A 20,525-nucleotide genomic window follows, 5' to 3' on the forward strand; every position below is an offset into this window, starting at 1 on the left:
TATAAGCTATTGTACCATAATTTTTTATTTTCATCTAGTTTTCTAGGATTTAGTCAATCCCGATTTCAGATCGAACTACATCTGCGATAGTATCAACATAGTAGTCCACTTCTTCTGTTGTAGGCGCTTCTGCCATAACACGCAAGAGAGGCTCTGTTCCACTTGGACGAACAAGGATACGGCCATTCCCTGCCATTTCAGCTTCCATCTTCTCGATAATTGCCTTGATAGCTGGCACTTCTATAGCCCTTTCCTTCATGACATTTTCCACTCGGATATTGACTAATTTTTGTGGATAGATGGTTACTTCTGCTGCCAACTCTGACAAGCTCTTACCAGTTTCCTTCATGATTTTTGTCAATTGGACAGCAGATAATTGACCATCACCTGTTGTATTGTAATCCATCAAGATGACGTGACCAGACTGTTCACCACCGAGGTTGTAGCCTGATTTTCTCATTTCTTCAACAACGTAGCGGTCGCCAACTGCAGTAACTGCCTTGTTAATACCTTCACGGTCCAAGGCCTTGTGGAAACCAAGGTTGGACATCACAGTCGTCACAATTGTATTTTGGGCCAATTGTCCTTTTTCAGAAAGGTATTTCCCGATAATGTACATGATTTTGTCACCATCAACGATCTCGCCATTTTCATCAACCGCAATCAAACGGTCACTGTCTCCGTCAAAGGCTAAACCGATAGCTGACCCACTTTCTTTGACCACTTCTTGAAGGGCTTCTGGGTGCGTAGAACCAACATTAAGGTTGATGTTAAGCCCATCTGGCGTTTCTCCGATAACCGTCAACTGAGCACCGAGATCAGCGAAAATTTGACGGGCACTTGTAGACGCTGCTCCATTAGCTGTATCCAAGGCAACCTTCATTCCATCAAGAGGAGTTCCAGTTGAAACAAGGTAGCCTTCATACTTACGCAAGCCTTCTGGGTAATCTACCAAGGTTCCCAAGCCTTCTGCACTTGGACGTGGCAGAGTGTCTTCTGCAGCGTCTAGCAAGGCTTCAATTTCTGCTTCTTTTTCGTCATCTAGTTTGAAACCATCCCCACCAAAGAACTTGATTCCATTATCAAGGGCTGGGTTGTGGCTAGCAGAAATCATGACACCGGCGCTTGCTCCCTCTGTTTTGACCAAGTAAGCTACTGCTGGTGTTGCCAGAACACCTAATTTATATACGTGAATACCAACTGAAAGGAGACCTGCTACCAGGGCAGATTCTAGCATTTCCCCTGAAATACGTGTGTCACGTCCCACAAAGACTTTCGGTGCTTCCGTTTCATGTTGACTGAGAACATAGCCTCCAAAACGTCCTAGTTTAAAAGCTAATTCTGGAGTAAGTTCTACATTAGCTTCTCCACGGACTCCATCAGTCCCAAAATATTTACCCATTTTTATAAAATCCTTTTTCTATTTTTAATTCGTTTTTGAACCAGTTGCTTTCGTTGACGAAGATGTCTCCGATGAACTGCTTGTGCTTGAATTTGATGTGCTTGAACTTGATGCTACTGGTTTTGTAGTCACCTTCATTATTGTATCAAAGGGAGTGATAACTGCCGGTAAGACAACACCATTGCGGTCGATTGCCTGCAAAGGTACTGAACCACTGTAATTACCTGTTATGCGTTCGCTGGTTGGCAAGACAGCGATAATCTTATCAATTCTATCCAATGTCTCTTGGTCACTCGTAATCGACACTTCTTCATCTGACAGCGTGACATTTTCAATCTGTACCCGACTATCAATTTGACTAGGGTCAATCTCTGGTACAACCTTTACCTTATTCTTCTGAGCCTTCTTACCAATCTTGACTGTAATTTTTTGCGGAGTCGCCACAGCGGTCAGCCCATTGGGTAAATCTTCAATGCTCAAAGGAACTTCAATCGTTCCAACACTGGCATCTGTTAGGTCAGCAGTAACCTTGAATTTACGTGTGCTTTCTTGCATTTCACTAGCTAGCGATAGGCGATTTGCACCAGTCAAGACCACTGATACTTCTGAAGCAAAACCGCTAATAAAATACTCATCACTATTATAGCGTATGTCAATAGGGACATTTGTTACTGTATTCGTATAGGTTTCCGTTTTTACCTGCCTAGCACTGGTACTGTTTTGAAAATTCGTCGCCGTAGCATAGACAAATAAGACACAAGCAAAAAAGAGTGAGGATATGATATATAAACTATTTTTTCTCATGTTTCCATCCTCCTAGCAATCGTTCTTTAAAACTAAGACCTGCTTCCTCTTTTGGAAGTAAGATTTCACGTAATTCTGTTTCAAATTCATCAAGTGTTAGGTTGTGCTTAAAGCTTCCATTATAGGTTATCGAAATTCCTCCCGTTTCCTCTGATACGACAAAAGTCAAGGCATCTGAGACTTCTGATAAACCAATAGCCGCCCGATGTCTGGTTCCAAATTCCTTGGAAATTCCTGTACTTTCTGTCAAGGGCAGATAGGCAGACGTCACAGCGATACGTTCTTCTCTGATAATCACCGCACCATCATGTAGGGGAGTGTTGGGAATAAAAATGTTAATGAGAAGTTCTGCAGAAATCTTAGCATCTAAGGGAATTCCTGTCGAAATATACTCCTGCAAGGTACGTACACGCTGAATAGCAACCAAGGCCCCGATTTTACGAGGACTCATGTATTCAACAGACTTAACAAAGGCACGAATCATCTGTTCCTCAGCACTAATAGGGGCATTGGAAAAGAAATCTGTCGCTCTTCCCAAACGTTCCAAACCAGTCCGAATCTCTGGAGAGAAGATAACAACCGCCGCAATAACCCCATAAGTAATAATTTGATTGATCAACCAAGAAATCGTAGTCAAGCCAATCATATTTGCAAGGATTTGAGCTAAAATAAACACCAAAACTCCACGTACCAAAATCATAATCTTGGTTCCTGCAATAGCTTTTGTAAAATGATATAAAATATAAGCAACAATCAAAATATCAATCAGATTGATAGCTATCGTCCATGGACTTGCAAACAAACTGGTCCAATATTGCAGATTGGATAATTGTTGAAAATTCATCCCTGATATCCTCCCTATCAAAACACTTTCGTCCTATTATACCATTTTCTGGCATTTTTTTCCCTATCCTAGTCCATTTTACATTGAGCAAAAATATGATACAATAAACTGACTAGAAAAAACAAAGGAGAAACCATGTCTCAACTCTATGATATTACCATTGTAGGTGGTGGTCCTGTCGGGCTTTTTGCAGCCTTTTATGCCCACCTACGCCAAGCCAAGGTTCAAATCATCGACTCTCTTCCCCAACTGGGTGGACAACCTGCTATTCTCTACCCTGAAAAGGAAATCCTAGACGTCCCAGGCTTCCCAAATCTGACTGGAGAAGAGTTGACTAACCGCTTGATTGAACAGCTAAACAGCTTCGATACCCCTATTCATCTTAATGAAACGGTTCTTGAGATTGAAAAACAAGAAGAAGGATTTACCATCACGACTTCTAAAGGAAGTCACCTGACTAAAACAGTTATCATCGCTATGGGTGGCGGTGCCTTCAAACCACGTCCTTTGGAACTAGAAGGCGTTGAGGGCTATGAAAATATCCATTACCACGTTTCCAACATCCAGCAATACGCTGGTAAGAAAGTGACGATTCTTGGTGGGGGAGACTCAGCAGTGGATTGGGCTTTGGCTTTTGAAAAAATTGCACCAACCACCCTTGTTCACCGCAGAGATAATTTCCGTGCCTTGGAACACAGTGTTCAAGCCCTGCAAGAATCATCTGTATCCATCAAGACACCATTCGTTCCTAGCCAACTCCTTGGAGATGGAAAAGCACTCGATAAACTTGAAATCACAAAAGTCAAATCTGATGAAACCGAAACGATTGACCTAGACCACCTCTTTGTCAACTATGGTTTCAAATCTTCGGTCGGTAATCTTAAAAACTGGGGGCTCGACCTCAACCGCCACAAGATTATCGTCAACAGCAAACAAGAATCTAGCCAAGCAGGTATCTATGCTATCGGTGACTGCTGCTACTATGACGGAAAAATTGACTTGATTGCGACAGGTCTCGGAGAAGCTCCAACTGCTGTCAATAATGCTATCAACTACATCGACCCTGAGCAAAAAGTACAACCAAAACACTCTACTAGTTTATAAAAAAGAACCACGAGTCACATAGGATTCGTGGTTTTAAAATGAACTACACCTCAAAAGTTAGACAGAAATACATCTAACTTCTGATATGCAGCCCACCTTCTCTTTGCTCTTGTTTGAATAAGAAATTTTTTGAAGAATCATTAGATTATACAAAGTATTCATATCAGCCTTTTAAAGCTATATAAAAACTCTCCAACTATTCTATTATACCATATAAAAAAATAAATAAATAGACTTGTTTTTTTCTTTTTTTGACGTATACTAATAATAGAAAGCGCTTTAAATAAAATAAAAGGAGGTTTTATGAGGAAAGTAAATAAGGACATTTTATTCTTAACTGGAATCATAGTTTTATGTTTTGGTTTTTTATTATTTCACATCAACCCCTATTATGCCGAACCCTATGCGACACTGAAAGAAAGAATAAATTTATTCTTTTGGCAACTATATTGGAGACCTGTAGGAACTCTCAGTATTATTTCGGGTTGCATTATAACTTTCAAAGGATTGAAAAAATAATCTTTTGATCATGAACTTGGACTTATGCTCAGTGAAAATCAAAGATTGGACTAGGAGGCTAGTTATAGGTTGTTCAACGCACAGTTTTGATGCTTCAGATAAGGCGAAGTTAAGATACTTTAAGGAGAGTTTCGAAGAGTATTTGTTTAAATCACTGAATCTGCCACATCCTACTCCCCTACACTTATAGTTATATTAGACTAAAAGCATCTTACACAGTAAATGTTCGTAAACTAGAAGTTAGATACTTAGGCACCAACAAATGGGTTCCAGCTGGTGAAACCTCTACTATATCGAATGTTAGCGTTTGAAGCGAACTGGGCACTTGGAAATAACTAATTAGAGACTGGGTAAAAACTCAATTTCAGGAGAAAATGAAATAAATTTTCTCACAATAAAACGCATAGTATCACGGTTTTCAATACCTGATATTATGCGTTTTTGATTTTAAAGAGCCAAATTTCTTAACTTAATGACATTGCTTTTTGCCCAACCTCTTTTTATTTCAAAAAAGAACCTCGCAAAACAAGAGCCTGGTTTTATAGTTCATCGGCTAATTTGTTTATCTTTCTGAGTCTGTGGTTGACACCACTTTTGGTCAGAGGGGTGCTGAGGCTATCTGCTAACTGCTGGATAGAGTAGTCTGGATGCTGAATCCGCAATTGCGCTACCTCCTGCAAATCCACTGGCAGGTTTTCTAAGCCCATGATATCTTTGATTTTACTGATATTGTTGATAGTCTTCATGCTGGCAGAAACTGTCCGAGCGATATTAGCTGTCTCGGCATTATTGGCACGATTGAGGTCATTACGGGTTTCTCGCAAAATCTTAACCCGCTCAAAATCATCACGCGCCTTCATGGCTCCGATGACTATCAAGAAGTCCATAATATCTTCGGCACGCTGGAGATAGGTCACAGCCCCCTTCTTGCGCTCAAGCACCTTGGCATCCAGTAAAAACTGCTGAAGAAGGGAGGCAATCCCTTGCGCGTGGTCCAGATAAACAGAACTGATTTCCAACTGGTACTTCCCTGACTCAGGGTCACGAATACTTCCATTTGCCAAGAAAGCGCCACAGAGATAGGCACGGCCTGCTTCCTCGTCTGATAAAATCTCCTCATCAATACCTGTTTCCAAACCAAAAAAGGAGTCTGCCAAGTGCAAATCACTCAACAAGTCCTGCACCTTTTCATCTGTAAAAACGGTATAGACCCGATTCTTGCGAAGATTGCTCCGTTGGTAGTGACGAATTTCCGATTTGATTTCATAGAAATGGAGAAAGGATTCATAGAGGTGACGAGCCAGTTTGGCATTTTCTGTCACAACTGACAAGGTCAGGCCCGAAGTCGAGAGACCGATGCTACCAGACATCTTGATAATGGCAGATAATTCATGCCGGCTCAGATGGTGTTGACCTAGAATTTCTTCTTTTACTGCTACTGTGAAACTCATTTTCTCACCTGTATAATCCGCATCAATTCATCCACAATCAAATCTCCATCGTGAAAGGCACCCCCATTTTCCAGACGAAGGAAGTTGGATGAAATCACACGCGGAACTTGCTTACAAAGACCAGCAAAATCATGTTCCACCTGCACCAAATATTCATCAAAACGATTGGAATTCATGTATTCCTGTGGCACTTTTTCGATATTTACCAAGACCGTATCGATAAAAGGTCGGCCAAGGTGGCGATGCAAGACTTCCACGTGGTCGCTATCTGTAAAGTGTTCCGTCTCCCCACGTTGGGTCATGATATTGCAGACATAGGCGATTTCTGCCTTGGTTTCCAAAAGCGCCTGCCCAATTTCCTTAATCACGATATTAGGTAAAATAGAGGTAAAGAGGGAACCAGGTCCAAGGACAATCATATCACTCTCAAGAATGGTCTGCACTACTCGACGGCTAGCCAGAGGCGTATCATCGTTGAGGGTATTGGTTACATAGACATGGTCAATCATACCTGGATGGTCTGCAATATGACTCTCTCCAGCCACTTCTGTCCCATCCTGAAAGACCGCATGAAGAGTCAAAGGATGGTCACTGGAAGGATAAATCTTCCCTGTTGTGTGGAAAAATTTGCTCAGCAACTGCATGGCATTATAGGTCGAACCCTGCATTTCTGACAGACCTGCAATAATGAGATTGCCCAATGGATGGCCAGCAAAGGCTCCGGCATCCTCAGAGAAGCGATACTGAAAGACTTTCTCATAAAACTTAGGCATATCCGACATGGCCACAAGAACATTTCGAAGATCGCCTGGCGGTGTCAACTGCTGCATATTTTTTCGGAGTTCACCTGACGAACCACCATCATCTGCCACCGTCACTATAGCAGCGATTTCCACATCTTTTTCCCGCAGACTTTTTAGAATGACAGGGATCCCAGTTCCTCCACCAATCACCGTTATCTTTGGTTTTCTCATGAACGGTTTACCGTTTCCTTTCTTCGGTCTTTGTCGCGATGCCCTTCATTGACAGGCCACTTCTTGGATAAGTCCTGCGCCAAGCGTTTAGCAAAGGCCACACTACGGTGTTGTCCGCCCGTACAACCCATGGCAATGGTCAAAACAGACTTCCCCTCCTTTTGGTAACTTGGCAAAATCGGCTCAATCAAAGCCAATAAATGTTGATAAAAGTCTTCGGACTCTGGATGGTTCATGACATAGTGATACACTGGTTCATCCACACCCGTTTGATTACGCAGTTCTGGAAGGTAATAGGGATTTGGCAAGAATCGGACATCAAATACTAGGTCTGCATCAATCGGGATCCCATATTTAAAACCAAAAGACATGACTTCAATACGGAAAGACTGGGCTTGTTCCTGATCCGCAAACTGCTCTGCAATGGTCTTACGCAGCTCACGAGGTGTGAGTTCTGTCGTATCTACCACATTTTGACTCATATTTTTCAAAGGCGCCAAGAGCTCACGTTCCAACTTGATTCCATCCAAAATCCGACCATCTGCAGCTAGAGGGTGACTCCGTCTTGTTTCCTTATAACGAGCGACCAATTCCTTATCTGCTGCATCCAAAAAGAGAATTTTGAAGTCCAGTTCTTCCTTGTTCTCCAACTCATCCAAAACAGTTTGAATCTCTGAGAAGAAAGAGCGGCTACGCATATCCACTACCAAGGCCAACTTATGGTCATCATCTTTGGTTTCCACCAACTGTAAAAATTTAGGCAAGAGAGCAGGTGGCATATTGTCAATAGTGAAATAACCTAGATCCTCGAAAGACTGAATTGCCACGGTTTTCCCTGCACCACTCATCCCTGTCACAATTACCAAGTGAAGTTGTTTCTTTGTCATCTTTTTCTCCTTATATCAAAAGAAGTTTGGCAGAACCAAACTTCAACTAGCTTATCCAATCTCTGCGATGACTTCGATTTCGACTTTTACATCACGAGGAAGACGAGCTACCTCTACAGCTGAACGAGCTGGAAATTCCTCTTTAAAGGCCGTTTGGTAAACCTCGTTAAAAGGAACAAAGTCGTTCATATCGCTCAAGAAGCAAGTTGTTTTGACCACATGGTCAAAGTCTGTTCCTGCTTCTGCCAAAATAGCACCAATGTTTTTCAAGACTTGTTCTGTCTGTTCTTGGATGGTTTCTCCAACGATTTCCCCAGTTTCAGGAGAGAGAGGAACTTGACCGCTAGCAAACAAAAGGTTGCCAACGATTTTTCCTTGAACATATGGTCCGATAGCCTTTGGAGCTTTGTCTGTATGAATTGTTTTTGCCATTTTCTTTTCCTCACAATTTTTCTAAGATTGCATCCCAAGCTTGGTCCATCCCTACCTTGCTGACAGATGAAAAGAGGATGAAGTCATCACTTGGGTCAAAGTTTAATTTCTTTTTAATTGCTGATTCATGCTTGTTCCATTTACCACGTGGAATCTTGTCTGCCTTGGTCGCAACGATAATAACCGGAATCTCATAATACTTGAGAAATTCGTACATCTGTACATCATCTGCTGACGGGTCATGACGAAGGTCAACTAAATTGACTACCGCACGGAGATTTTCCCGAGTTGTCAGATACTCCTCAATCATGCGCCCCCACTTTTCACGTTCCTTTTTAGAAACACGGGCATAACCATAACCAGGCACATCCACAAAGCGCATCTTGTCATCAATGTTAAAGAAGTTCAGGAGCTGGGTTTTACCAGGTTTCCCTGAAGTTCTCGCTAGATTCTTGCGGTTCAGCATGGTGTTGATGAAGCTGGACTTACCAACATTTGAACGCCCTGCTAGGGCAATCTCTGGCAGTTCATCCTGCGGATAGTGAGATTTATTAGCCGCACTGAGCAAGATTTCAGCATTGTGTGTATTAAGTTCCATAGTCACCTCTAAGCTGTTTCTAGGATTGGTTTATCCGTTCCATCGACAGCTTCTTTTGTGATGCGAACCAATTTCACATTTTCCTGACTCGGTACTTCAAACATGACATCTAGCATGGTTTCTTCGATAATTGAGCGAAGACCACGCGCACCAGTTTTGCGTTCGATAGCCTTATTGGCGATTTCTTGAAGGGCCTCGTCGTCAAATTCCAACTCAACATCATCATAAGAAAGCAAAGTTTGGTACTGTTTGACCAAGGCATTTCTTGGCTCTTTCAAGATGCGAACCAAGTCATCGACCGTCAATTGCTCAAGAGCTGCAAAAACAGGCAAGCGTCCAATCAACTCAGGGATAATACCAAATTTTTGAATATCTTCTGCGATGATTTCTTGCATGTAAGAGCTATTTTCATCAATCGCCTTGTTATTTTGACCAAATCCGATAACTTTTTCTCCAAGACGTTGTTTAACAATTTCTTCAATACCATCAAAGGCACCACCAACAATGAAGAGGATATTCTTGGTATCTACTTGAATCATCTCTTGTTGCGGATGTTTGCGTCCACCTTGAGGTGGTACGCTAGCAACTGTTCCTTCGATAATCTTGAGAAGGGCTTGTTGCACCCCTTCACCAGAAACATCCCGTGTGATAGACACGTTCTCGCTCTTCTTGGCAATCTTGTCAATTTCATCCACATAGATAATCCCACGCTCTGCGCGCTCAATGTTAAAGTCAGCAGCCTGCAAGAGTTTAAGGAGGATATTTTCCACGTCCTCACCCACATAACCAGCCTCCGTCAGAGCTGTCGCATCCGCAATCGCAAAAGGCACATTCAAGCTCTTAGCCAAGGTCTGAGCAAGGAAAGTTTTCCCTGAACCAGTTGGCCCAATCATCAAAATGTTTGACTTCTGCAAATCCACATCTTCTGACTCTTCACGCGTATCGTGGAAATTGATGCGTTTGTAGTGGTTGTAAACTGCCACTGCCAAGGCACGCTTGGCACGATCTTGACCGATTACATAGTGGTTCAAGATATGGAGGAGTTCAATTGGTTTTGGCACCTCAGACAAGTCTGCCAAGACTTCCTCAACCAATTCTTCTCGAATGATTTCTTGAGCTAACTCCACGCATTCATTACAAATAAAAGCATTGTTGCCAGCGATTATTTTTTGTACTTCTTCTTGGTTTTTGCCACAAAATGAGCAATAAACCATCATATCATTTTTTCTATTTGTAGACATGATTTCCTTCCATTCTATACTGTCATTCTATCTAAAATAAGGTCATGTAAAAAGCATGAATACTATTGACCAGATTGGTAAAGGCATTTAACCAAAGGAGGATAGAAAGCCCGTAACGCTTTTTACGAAAAGCCTGTGCTCCTGCCAGAAGGCAGATGAAACACAGAAAAGCCGTGAATAAACCAAATAAACTCCGTTCCATTAGACTTCCTTTCTCTTGCGATATTGGATGGTAAAATCATAAGGATTCTTCTCATCTTTGGCGTAGAATTTGCTTGAAACTGTCTCAAAAAGAGATAAGTCAAACTCCTCAGGAAAATAGGTATCCCCCTCCACCCGAGCATGAATTTGAGTGACAATCACTTCATCAAGGTAAGGTTCGAAAGCCTGAAAAATTTGCTTGCCACCGATAATGTAGAGATTCTTTTCTTGAGCCTGATACCAGTCCAGAACAGACTGGACGTCCTGAAAAGTAGCAACCCCATCTATCTTTTCTTCCGAATTACGCGTCAAAATCAGGGTTTCCCGTTTTGGAAGCAGGCGACGCCCCATTCCATCAAAGGTCACCCGTCCCATCAAGATAGCATGATTCAGAGTTGTTTCTTTGAAGTGTTGCAGTTCTGCTGGCAAATGCCAAGGCAGACGATTGTCCTTACCAATCACACCCTCTTCATCCTGGGCCCAAATAGCTACGATTTTCTTAGTCATGCTTCCATCCTTTTCACTGATAGTACTATTTTATCAAAAAACTCAAAAAAAGACTGGTTTGGAATAGCTTACAAAATAGAAAAAATCTGTAAGAAATTTCCTACAGATTTATCTATGTTTCCTTGTTTCTTACAAACCAGGTGCTTGTCCAAGTTCTGCGGCAAGCATCCAAACTGTTTTCTCAAGTTCAGCCTTAGCACCAACAAAAATATCGTTTGTAACATCATCGCCTTCTTCGTCAGTCACATCCAACGCTTTTTGGAAAAGAGTGATGAGGTAGCGATAAATATCTAGAACACGTTCCAAGCTTTCTTCAACATTACGGTATTCACCAGCTTCTTCTTCGATTTCACTGTTTTGAAGGAACTCTGTCAAAGTAGAGAATGGGCTTCCACCAAGTGTGATCAAGCGTTCGCTGATTTCATCTAAATGACCATCAAGAGCATCCATGTACTCATCCATTTTTGGATGCCATACCATAAAACCGCGTCCACGCATGTACCAGTGCACTTGATGAAGAGCAATATGCGCTACATACAAATCTGCAACAGCTTGATTCAAAACTTCCTTTGTTTTTGCCAATGCTACTGGCGCTGCTTTTGTTAATGTTGCGACATCTTTTGCTGCTTCTTTTTTCAATTCTACCATTTTATTTTACCTCGTTCATTATTTTTTGTAACCACTTCTTAATGATTACTACCTTAGTATACTACTAAGGAAAGACAATAGCAAGCCAAATGACCCACATGAGAAAAGTTGCAATAGACTGATAATTTAAGAATTCTTTAGAAGACGAAAAAGAGGTCTGGATGCTTATAGTCAATGGAAATCCATCAGCAAACTAGGAAACTAAACCCAGCTTAACCAAAGTACAAGTTTTGAGGTCGCAGGTAGAACTGACCACGCTGACGTGGTTTGAAGAAATTCCCCAAGACTATAATAGATTGAAATAAGAGGGAGCCAAGTCGATTAGGAAAGACAAATGAATTTCTAAAAATGTTTTAGCAACCGCAATGTCCTGGTCTATATTCAATCTACTATATAAGATTCATTTCCTAGCAAGTTCTTGAATTTACTCGAGGATAAACTATCATAAAACAAAGAAAAGAGGGTGCTACTCTCACATCCCTCTTTCTAATCAGAGCTTAATACCAAACGCTGACATCCACACGCCCTTGGATTCCTTTCATGTATTCAGAAGAGGTATATTGCCAACCTTTTTCTCCTGAATAATGAGGGTTTTCCCATTCTAAAGCATTGGTATAGGCCGCTACCCAGTTTACATGTTTTAAAATATCTGGGTGTTTTAAACGTGTCTGTAATAAACTACGATAGCTATAGACATACACATTTTGATAACCCGCCTGCTTCATCGTCTCCATGTACTTGTTAATAATCTTAACCCAAGTACCTGTATCACTCGGAGCACGCTTACTTTTATTCACATACTCCCAGTTCTCAACATCATAGTAGATAGGGTAAGACAAGTTCATATTGTATTTCTTCAGAAGTTCAATGGTCTGTTCAGCGTCATTCTCAGCATCGGTCTCATTTTCAGCATAGGTATAGAGATAGACGCCATAAGGAATTCCCAGACGGTTTAACTCCTTAATGTTATGCGCCAATTCCTTGTCTTCTTTACCGCTATAACCTAGACGAACAATGACACCATCCACCTCGTTCTCATCAATAACCTTTTTCCAATCATTGATACGACCATTGTGCTCACTAATATCAATAACTTTCTTAGCATGTTCGGTTCCCACTTGCTCTTCTCTATTATTAAAGAAATAGCGTTTACCATCTCTGTGAACCCAGCCGACATTCAAATCTTTCTTTTCTTTGAGCTCACCAGAAGCCGCAAAGATATAGCGAGCACCATCCATAATCACTTCATCAGTCGCCATGGCACCACTTCCAGTCAAATAGTAGTTGCCTTGCCACTCATTCCGCGCCATATAGCCCCACTTCTTGAAATAGTACCATTTGCCGCCCACTTTTTGCCACTCTTGGTTGGCATAAGTTCCATCGGATTTTAGATAAAAATAAGCAGAATAAGCCGGATCATAAAGCCATTCATTTTGCATCATGGCACCTTGACCATTCAAGAAATAACTTCCTTGCCATTGGCTTTTAGCCATGTAACCCCACTTCTTGAAGTAATACCACTTATTTCCAATCAATTGCCATTCTTGATGAGCATAAGCCCCATCTGACTTGAGATAAAACCAACTCTTGTAATTACTGTCATAGATCCACTCGTTTTGGGCCATATACCCACCTGATTTCAGGTAGTAATTTCCATGCCATTCATTCTGCGCGTAACGACCATCTGAATTAATATAAAACCAAGCCTTATAGTAGTTGTCAAAAATCCATTCACTTTGAGCTTTAGAACCATCAGCCTTTACATAATAATCTCCATCCCAGTGGGCAGAGACACTGTTTCTCTGTTCATTGCTACTAGTTGATGAAGTCCCTGTTGATAGACTAGATTTTTCTGAAACTGTGCTTCCACTTGTTTCATCTGCCGCAATTCCTGAAACTCTTGCGCCAAGTAAGCAAAGACTTGCTAGCCCTATACATACAATTTTTGTTTTCAATCTTTCCTCTCCTATAAAAAATGGAACAGACATCTGAATGCTGTTCCACCTAGCTTTTGCTACTTACTGATTATTTTACAAAGTCAAGCAATGCCAAGAAGCTTTCAGCTTCAAGTGACGCACCACCAACAAGGGCACCGTCAACGTCTGGGCAAGCCATGTATGAAGCAACGTTTTCAGGTTTAACAGAACCACCGTATTGAACACGAACTTTGTCCGCAACTTCTTGACCGAAGTCAGCAGCTACAACGTCACGAACAACTTTACACATTTTTTGTGCGTCGTCTTGTGAAGCTGATTTACCAGTACCGATAGCCCAGATTGGCTCATAAGCGATAACTGATGCTGCAACTTGTTCAGCAGTCAATCCAGCCAATGCAGCAGATACTTGAGCACCTACAAATTCAGCAGCTTTACCAGCTTCGTAAGTTTCAAGTGACTCACCACAACAGATGATTGGAAGCATACCGTTTGCAAAGATTGCTTTTGCTTTTTTGTTGATATCTTCGTCAGTTTCATGGAAGTAGTCACGGCGTTCTGAGTGACCGATAACAACGTAGTCAGTACCGATTTCTTTCAAAACTTGTGGGCTAGTTTCACCAGTGAAAGCACCTGCATTTTCAAAGTAGCAGTTTTGAGCAGCAACTTTAAGGTTTGAACCTTTAGCAGCAGCAAGAACAGTTGTCAAATCAAGAGCCGGAGCTGCGATACCTGCTTCAACAAGATCTGATGAAGGAAGTTTTGATGCAACTGCTTCAACGAATGCTTTAGCTTCTTCTGGATTTTTGTTCATTTTCCAGTTACCAGCGATAAATGGTTTACGTGACATTTCACATACCTCTTTTTTCAATTTATTTTCTATTTATTTTATCACAATTAAACACAGCTTGCAAATCTTACTCGGATTTCAAGCCTGCTTACATGGATTAGTCCTTCCAGAGATCCATAGCATTTCTGAAATCTGCTGATACCTGTGTCAACTGAGGATTGCTTGCTTCTCTTTCTGCCCGCTTAGCCTCGATTTGAGCCACACTTTTGATACCTTCATGGCGCCAGTTTCTCAAAATCGCCTGAATGTACTTCCAGTTTGCTTTTCCATTCAAAACAGCTTCACGAAGAGCTTCCTTAATCAAGTCAGCACTGGTTCCATCTTCCTTTAGTGTCTTGGTCAAATCTTCAATCTCAAAAGGTGTCAACAAGCGTCCTAATTCCTGCTGGAAGGTTTCCACCAAATCTTTGAGCTGATTTTGAGATGTCAACTGGTCTGAACTCGAATGAGCGGCTCCAAGCAAATTATCCAAACGTTCCAAAGCCAAACTAGCATCAAAAAGCAATTCAATTTCGCCATTCAATTCGATCGTTCGATACTGAAGTAGTCCCCTCTCCGTCAGATTGGAAATAGCCTGATTGACATCCGAAATTTCCTTGCCAATCCTTTCAGCAATCTGGCTTGGCGACATTTCATCCAAACCTGTCGTATTTTGCAAATAGAAAAATTGCCAGACCAGAAAATCGTCGCTGGAAGGAAATAGTTCCTTAAAATGCAAGAGCAGGGCACTTGGTAAAACCAAGTTCCCTGATTTAAAAGCGTCTAAATATGTCATAATTCCTCTTATAAATACCCAAATGCAGATGCATCATCTTCTATTTTTCTCCAGTCAAAAGGCGTCTCCTGATAGACCGCATAATTCACCCAGTTACTGAAAAAGAGGGCTGCTGATGAAGACCAACAAAGACAAGGTGTCTGATTGACATCATCATCCTTAAAGTAATTTTCTGGAATATGTGGGTCTAAACCTGCATCACGATCCCTAAAATACTCTTTTGCCAAGGTATCACGGTCATATTCCAAATGCCCAAAACTATAAATTTCACGCAAATCCCGACTAGCCAAAATCGAAACCCCAACCTGAGATCCCTCTGATAAAATCTCGAGATTGGTCTTATTCAGAATCTCTTCCTTAGAAATCTCCGTATGTCGAGAATGAGGGGATACATAGCTATCATCAAAACCTCTAAAGAGAAGGTGCCCTTCTTTTAAAGTATCCTGAGGATAAATACCTGATAGCTTACTGTCCATCTGGTATTTTTCTACACCATAGCGCAGATAAAGCCCAGCCTGAGCCCCCCAACAGATATGAAGGGTCGAATAGACATGGGTCTTGGACCACTCAAGCACCTGGCTAAATTCCTCCCAATAGTCCACTTCCTCAAATGGTAAATGCTCAACTGGAGCACCCGTGATAATCATTCCATCAAAATACTCATCCTTGACTTCAGGAAAAGTTTTATAAAAGGTCTCCATGTGCTCTGAACGAGTTGTTTTAGAACGATGGCTCTCCATATAGAGAAAATCAATATCCAGTTGTAGAGGTGTATTGGCCAAATGGCGCAACAACTGGGTTTCTGTGACCATTTTTTGTGGCATAAGATTTAATATTAAAATCTTCAAAGGACGGATATCTTGGTGGGCAGCACGTTGATCATCCATGACAAAGATATTCTCTGTCCGCAAAATCTCAACAGCTGGTAATTTTTTATCAATTCGAATCGGCATAACCCTCTCCTAACTGTATTCTTTCAGGAATCATTGCATATGTTTGAAACTCTTCGAAAATCTCTTCAAACTGCGTCAACATTGCCTTGCCGTAGATATGGTTACTGACTTCGTCAGTTTTATCTGCAACCTCAAAACAGTGTTTTGAGCAGCCTGCGGCTAGTTTCCTAGTTTGCTCTTTGATTTTCATTGAGTATGAAACTAAATCTCAAACACCTAGTCCTTTTATTATACTGCAAGAAGATATAGTTTTCAATTATAGTTTTTCTCTAACTAGCTATAGTCTATTTTTATATCCTAATGTAGAGAAAACAGCCCTAGGGACTGTTTTTCATTAATAATGCATCAAAACTTTGTAATCGTAGTCACCGATTTTTTCACGACCGTTCAATTCATCCAATTCAACAAGGAAGGCACAACCCGCTACAACACCACCAAGTTTTTCAATCATTTCGATAGTTGCCTTAACAGTTCCACCTGTTGCCAAGAGGTCATCTACGATCAGAACACGTTGACCTGGCTTGATGGCATCAGCATGCATAGTCAAGGTATCAACACCGTACTCTTTTTCATAGTCAGCAGAAATGACTTCGCGTGGTAATTTTCCTGGCTTACGAACAGGAGCAAAACCAATTCCCAACTCAAAGGCAACTGGACAGCCCACGATAAATCCACGAGCCTCAGGCCCTACGATCATGTCGATTTTCTTGTCAGTAGCATACTGAACGATTTCACGAACAGCATAGCTATAAGCATTTCCATCAGCCATCAAAGGACTGATATCACGAAAAGTAATCCCTTCCTTCGGATAATTTTCAATTGTTGCAATGTAATCTTTTAAATTCATCTTTTTCTTTCTTTCAAAGTTTTTTACTCCCTATTATACCATATTTTCTAGTAAAGAAGAAAGAGAAAACAATATTTCATCTCCTAATCACCCTATAAGCCAAACAAGATGACCATTTTTATTCAAGGAGTATCACAAGATAGATGCCTAATATGACTTCCCTAACAAAAAGGAGAGAAGCATTTTGTTTCTCTCCCTAGATTAACTGATATCTCTCCACTACAATTGATAAAGAGATATCTTTTCTTGTAGTGCTTTGAATTTTATTTATTTTAATAGACTGTTTTTTCAGTTTCTACATCAAAGAAGTGTGCTTTGTTCAAGTCAAATCCAAGCTCAACTGTTGCACCTGTCTGCAAGTAGTCACGAGCATCAACTTTAGCAACAAATTCGTCTTTACCAACTTGGCAGTAAAGGTGAGATTCTGAACCAAGCAGTTCTGATACAGAGATAGTCGCTTTTACAACACAGTCTGGGAATGTTTCAAGGAAAGCAGGTTCTGCATTCACGTCTTCTGGACGAATACCGAAGATCAATTCTTTACCTTCGTAGCCTTTTTCACGAAGAACTTTCAAAGCACCTTCTGGAACTTTCAAACGGAAACCATCAGAAATAATTTCACTTCCAACCAATTTCACATTGATGAAGTTCATAGCTGGACTTCCGATAAATCCTGCTACGAATTTGTTAACCGGGTTTTTGTAAACTTCTTGAGGAGTACCGATTTGTTCTACACGTCCGATAGTACCTGTACCAGCAGGGTTCTTAGTTGCTGACATGATAACGATACGGTCTGCAAGTGTCATCGCTTCTGTTTGGTCGTGAGTTACGTAGATAGTTGTAGCTCCGATACGACGGTGGATTTTCGCAATTTCAGCACGCATTGATACACGAAGTTTAGCATCCAAGTTTGACAAAGGTTCGTCCATCAAGAATACTTTTGCATCACGGACGATAGCACGCCCCATGGCAACACGTTGACGTTGACCACCTGAAAGGTCAGCTGGTTTACGTTCCAAAAATTCTTTCAATCCAAGAATTTCAGCTGCTTCTTGCACACGTTTGTCGATGTCTTCTTTGCTGTATTTACGCAATTTCAAACCGAAAGCCATGTTGTCATAAACAGTCATGTGTGGGTAAAGAGCGTAGTTTTGGAATACCATAGCGATGTCGCGGTCTTTTGGAGCTACGTCGTTGACAACCACGCCATCGATAGATGCAGTACCTTCTGTGATGTCTTCAAGACCAGCAATCATACGGAGTGTAGTTGATTTACCACATCCTGAAGGACCTACGAAAACGATAAATTCTTTATCTTTGATGTTCAAGTTGAAATCTTCAACTGAATAGTGTTCGCTATTTGGATATTTTTTGTAAATATTTTTAAGATTTAATTCTACCATGAGGTGAACTCCTTTTGTCTTTTGATAATTATATTATAGATGAAAACGCTTTACATTTCTATGGCAAGGTGACCAAAAAAATTAAAAAGTTCTGTGCAACTTGCACAAAACTTTAGAGAATATCGGAGAATTTGAAGAAGATAATCTTTATTATTCTTCTATACAAAAGCAGAAACAAGAATCAGCTTTCCCATATTTTCGCTGATTCTCCACTACATTTGACTGGATTCTAATTTTTTAGAGAAATACAAAAGAGCTAGCCTAAGCTAACTCTTATCCTATGCGGAGAGAGGGACTTGAACCCTCACGACCTAAAGCGGTCACAGGATCCTTAGTCCTGCGCGTCTGCCAATTCCGCCATCCCCGCGTCGATTACTTTACTAGTATATCAACTTTTGGGATGCTTGTCAACACTTTTTTTCAATTTTTTTCATTTCATCAACCAAATTACTCTAAAATTTCATTTAGATTTTCATCTACTAACTTAGCTCCAAGTGTATTTTTGAAATGGCCTAGGGCAAATTGATGATTTTCAGGCCAGATGGAAGCAACAGCTGGTTGAACAATCTCGATGTCATATCCTAGATTATAGGCATCTATAGCTGTATGTAGGACACAGATATCCGTCAAGACACCTGTTAAGATAACGGTAGACACTCTACGCTCTCTCAAACGAATATCCAGGTCAGTCCCTGAAAAAGCTGAGTAATGGCGTTTATCCATCCAAAAGACACGACTGTCTGAACCATGCTCTTGATAAAAGGTCCCCAAATCTCCGTATAAATTCCGTCCGCTCGTCCCAATCAGATTATGAGGAGGGAATAGCTTGCTTTCTGGATGGAAACAATCGTTTTCTTCATGAGCATCGATGGTAAAGAAGATGTAATCTCCTCTTTCAAAAGCTAATCGAGTCACCTTGCTAATGGCATCCGAAATAGCCTGGGCTGGAGCGCCTGCTGTCAGCTTCCCACTATCAGCAACAAAATCTTCTGTATAATCAATCGAAATTAAAGCTTTAGTCATTAGTAATCTCTTTTCTTCACTTCTTCAAAAATATCTGAAATCAAGACCTTAAGATAGGTTCCCTTCATTCCAAGTGAGCGACTTTCAATAATCCCTGCAGACTCAAGTTTACGAAGGGCATTGACAATCACAGAACGGGTAATTCCGATACGGTCTGCAATCACAGACGCAGTCAACTGCCCTTCATTTCCATTTAATTCCCCTAAAATTGCTGAAACAGCACGGAGTTCGGAGTAAGAAAGGGTATTAACCGCCATGGTGACAGCAGTACGGCGACGGATATTTTTCTCATCTCCTTCACGCTGGAAGTTAAGAAGCTGAATCCCAACCACGGTACTGGCAATCTCAACCAAAATCAAATCTTCATCTTCGAATTTTTTATCATTGCGCCAAATAATCAAAGAACCAAGGCGAATCCCCGATACATGAATCGGTGCAATAGTCGTCAAGCCATCTGGAAAATCATCTCTACTCTCAACAGGGAAAATACTCATATCATGCTCAACAGGCAAGTTTGATTCTGTTTCGTAAATCATATTAGCCCCTTGAACGTAGTCATCTGGGAATATCTTAGTTTGGAAGAATTGCTCTACGCGATCTGTATTTGTTTTATAACGCATAAAATAGCCAAGCAGACGTCCCTTACTATTGATAATGCAGGCATTGCAATGAATAATATCCGCTAACTGACGCGTAATAGCGTTGTAAGGAAGCTCATCCTGCAACTGCTCCTCTGAGCGCTTCAAAATTGATGTAATCTTTCTTGTTTTTTCTAATAAATGTGCCATTTTTCACCTCGAATTTAATCGCTATCATTATAACATAAAAACGTCTCTTTTTCAATCATTATCTGAAAATTCCTTATTGACTTGCAATTTTTAAAAACCAGAATATTTTTAATTAAATTGTTCCTTTTCTATTGACAAACTGCCTATTTTTGTGTATTATAACATTATAAAAAGATAATACAATGATTTTATTTATACTCAATGAAAATTAAAGAGCAAACTAGGAAACTAGCCGCAGGCTGCTCAAAGCACTGCTTTAAGGTTGCAGATAAAACTGACGAAGTCAGCTCAAAACACTGTTTTGAGGTTGCAGATAGAACTGACGAAGTCAGCTCAAAGC

At 40.9% G+C, this 20,525-nt stretch carries 22 protein-coding genes and 1 tRNA gene; 1 reads left to right on the forward strand and 22 read right to left on the reverse strand.

Annotation, left to right across the window (positions count from 1 at the left end):
- Positions 1-49 precede the first annotated feature (49 nt).
- Genes glmM through cdaA form a run of 3 tightly spaced genes read right to left on the reverse strand, consistent with a single transcriptional unit; the run spans position 50 to position 3,050 of the window.
- Positions 50-1,402: a phosphoglucosamine mutase gene (glmM, locus tag OVN23_RS06700; protein ID WP_173253273.1), complete on the reverse strand. Its 1,353-nt coding sequence runs from the start codon at positions 1,400-1,402 to the stop codon at positions 50-52.
- A 24-nt stretch (positions 1,403-1,426) separates the two neighbouring features.
- Positions 1,427-2,206 carry a YbbR-like domain-containing protein gene (locus tag OVN23_RS06705; protein ID WP_173253272.1) on the reverse strand — a complete coding sequence of 260 codons (780 nt, stop codon included), beginning with the start codon at positions 2,204-2,206 and terminating at the stop codon, positions 1,427-1,429.
- The gene (cdaA, locus tag OVN23_RS06710) at positions 2,193-3,050 is read right to left on the reverse strand and encodes a diadenylate cyclase CdaA (RefSeq protein WP_050089436.1); all 858 of its coding nucleotides are present in this window, start codon (positions 3,048-3,050) and stop codon (positions 2,193-2,195) included. The genes OVN23_RS06705 and cdaA overlap by 14 nt, the downstream gene beginning before the upstream one ends.
- Positions 3,051-3,185: 135 nt before the next feature.
- Here cdaA and OVN23_RS06715 point away from each other — a divergent pair, with 135 nt between their 5' ends.
- A complete protein-coding gene (locus tag OVN23_RS06715; RefSeq protein WP_173226792.1) occupies positions 3,186-4,154 on the forward strand; it encodes an NAD(P)/FAD-dependent oxidoreductase in 969 nt (322 codons plus the stop codon).
- A 1,058-nt stretch (positions 4,155-5,212) separates the two neighbouring features.
- Here the strand turns inward: OVN23_RS06715 and whiA are convergent.
- From whiA to codY, 19 genes are all read right to left on the reverse strand, one after another.
- On the reverse strand, positions 5,213-6,124 hold the full coding sequence (gene whiA, locus OVN23_RS06720; RefSeq protein WP_267240871.1) for a DNA-binding protein WhiA: 912 nt from the start codon (positions 6,122-6,124) through the stop codon (positions 5,213-5,215).
- Positions 6,121-7,098: a YvcK family protein gene (locus OVN23_RS06725; protein ID WP_001231075.1), complete on the reverse strand. Its 978-nt coding sequence runs from the start codon at positions 7,096-7,098 to the stop codon at positions 6,121-6,123. Before OVN23_RS06725 ends, whiA begins: the two co-directional genes overlap by 4 nt.
- Entirely contained in the window at positions 7,095-7,985 is an 891-nt protein-coding gene (gene rapZ, locus OVN23_RS06730) for an RNase adapter RapZ (protein WP_166736759.1), read from the reverse strand. Before rapZ ends, OVN23_RS06725 begins: the two co-directional genes overlap by 4 nt.
- Positions 7,986-8,036: 51 nt before the next feature.
- The gene (locus tag OVN23_RS06735; protein ID WP_001140420.1) at positions 8,037-8,417 is read right to left on the reverse strand and encodes a RidA family protein; all 381 of its coding nucleotides are present in this window, start codon (positions 8,415-8,417) and stop codon (positions 8,037-8,039) included.
- A gap of 10 nt (positions 8,418-8,427) precedes the next feature.
- Complete coding sequence (gene yihA / locus OVN23_RS06740; protein WP_267240872.1) at positions 8,428-9,015, reverse strand: ribosome biogenesis GTP-binding protein YihA/YsxC; 588 nt, start codon at positions 9,013-9,015, stop codon at positions 8,428-8,430.
- A gap of 8 nt (positions 9,016-9,023) precedes the next feature.
- Entirely contained in the window at positions 9,024-10,256 is a 1,233-nt protein-coding gene (gene clpX, locus OVN23_RS06745; protein ID WP_000106341.1) for an ATP-dependent Clp protease ATP-binding subunit ClpX, read from the reverse strand.
- 31 nt (positions 10,257-10,287) lie between these two features.
- The gene (locus tag OVN23_RS06750; protein ID WP_000442276.1) at positions 10,288-10,458 is read right to left on the reverse strand and encodes a hypothetical protein; all 171 of its coding nucleotides are present in this window, start codon (positions 10,456-10,458) and stop codon (positions 10,288-10,290) included.
- Entirely contained in the window at positions 10,458-10,964 is a 507-nt protein-coding gene (locus OVN23_RS06755) for a dihydrofolate reductase (protein ID WP_173262093.1), read from the reverse strand. The genes OVN23_RS06750 and OVN23_RS06755 overlap by 1 nt, the downstream gene beginning before the upstream one ends.
- 129 nt (positions 10,965-11,093) lie before the next feature.
- Positions 11,094-11,612, reverse strand: coding sequence for a Dps family protein (locus tag OVN23_RS06760; protein WP_050107673.1), 519 nt, complete (start codon positions 11,610-11,612; stop codon positions 11,094-11,096).
- Between the two features lie 497 nt (positions 11,613-12,109).
- Positions 12,110-13,600, reverse strand: a complete 1,491-nt coding sequence (gene lytC / locus OVN23_RS06765) for a choline binding-anchored murein hydrolase LytC (protein WP_173253268.1) — start codon at positions 13,598-13,600, stop codon at positions 12,110-12,112.
- A 37-nt stretch (positions 13,601-13,637) separates the two neighbouring features.
- Positions 13,638-14,396 (reverse strand): triose-phosphate isomerase, encoded by a 759-nt coding sequence (gene tpiA, locus OVN23_RS06770; protein ID WP_000087893.1) that lies wholly within the window; start codon positions 14,394-14,396, stop codon positions 13,638-13,640.
- 97 nt (positions 14,397-14,493) lie between these two features.
- Entirely contained in the window at positions 14,494-15,171 is a 678-nt protein-coding gene (locus OVN23_RS06775; protein ID WP_173253267.1) for a DnaD domain-containing protein, read from the reverse strand.
- An 8-nt stretch (positions 15,172-15,179) separates the two neighbouring features.
- Positions 15,180-16,124, reverse strand: coding sequence for a homoserine O-acetyltransferase MetA (metA, locus tag OVN23_RS06780; protein WP_173253266.1), 945 nt, complete (start codon positions 16,122-16,124; stop codon positions 15,180-15,182).
- Positions 16,108-16,314 carry a hypothetical protein gene (locus OVN23_RS06785; RefSeq protein WP_267240873.1) on the reverse strand — a complete coding sequence of 69 codons (207 nt, stop codon included), beginning with the start codon at positions 16,312-16,314 and terminating at the stop codon, positions 16,108-16,110. The genes metA and OVN23_RS06785 overlap by 17 nt, the downstream gene beginning before the upstream one ends.
- A 144-nt stretch (positions 16,315-16,458) precedes the next feature.
- Positions 16,459-16,971 carry an adenine phosphoribosyltransferase gene (locus tag OVN23_RS06790; protein ID WP_001049318.1) on the reverse strand — a complete coding sequence of 171 codons (513 nt, stop codon included), beginning with the start codon at positions 16,969-16,971 and terminating at the stop codon, positions 16,459-16,461.
- Positions 16,972-17,243: 272 nt separating this feature from the next.
- The gene (locus tag OVN23_RS06795; RefSeq protein ID WP_000229957.1) at positions 17,244-18,374 is read right to left on the reverse strand and encodes an ABC transporter ATP-binding protein; all 1,131 of its coding nucleotides are present in this window, start codon (positions 18,372-18,374) and stop codon (positions 17,244-17,246) included.
- Positions 18,375-18,655: 281 nt separating this feature from the next.
- A tRNA-Leu gene (locus OVN23_RS06800) sits at positions 18,656-18,741 on the reverse strand.
- 80 nt (positions 18,742-18,821) lie between these two features.
- Positions 18,822-19,397, reverse strand: coding sequence for a cysteine hydrolase family protein (locus OVN23_RS06805; protein ID WP_173218162.1), 576 nt, complete (start codon positions 19,395-19,397; stop codon positions 18,822-18,824).
- Positions 19,397-20,185 carry a GTP-sensing pleiotropic transcriptional regulator CodY gene (gene codY / locus OVN23_RS06810; protein ID WP_267240874.1) on the reverse strand — a complete coding sequence of 263 codons (789 nt, stop codon included), beginning with the start codon at positions 20,183-20,185 and terminating at the stop codon, positions 19,397-19,399. Before codY ends, OVN23_RS06805 begins: the two co-directional genes overlap by 1 nt.
- Positions 20,186-20,525 lie beyond the last annotated feature (340 nt).

This window comes from Streptococcus sp. Marseille-Q6488 (assembly GCF_946902925.1).
Lineage (GTDB): Bacteria > Bacillota > Bacilli > Lactobacillales > Streptococcaceae > Streptococcus.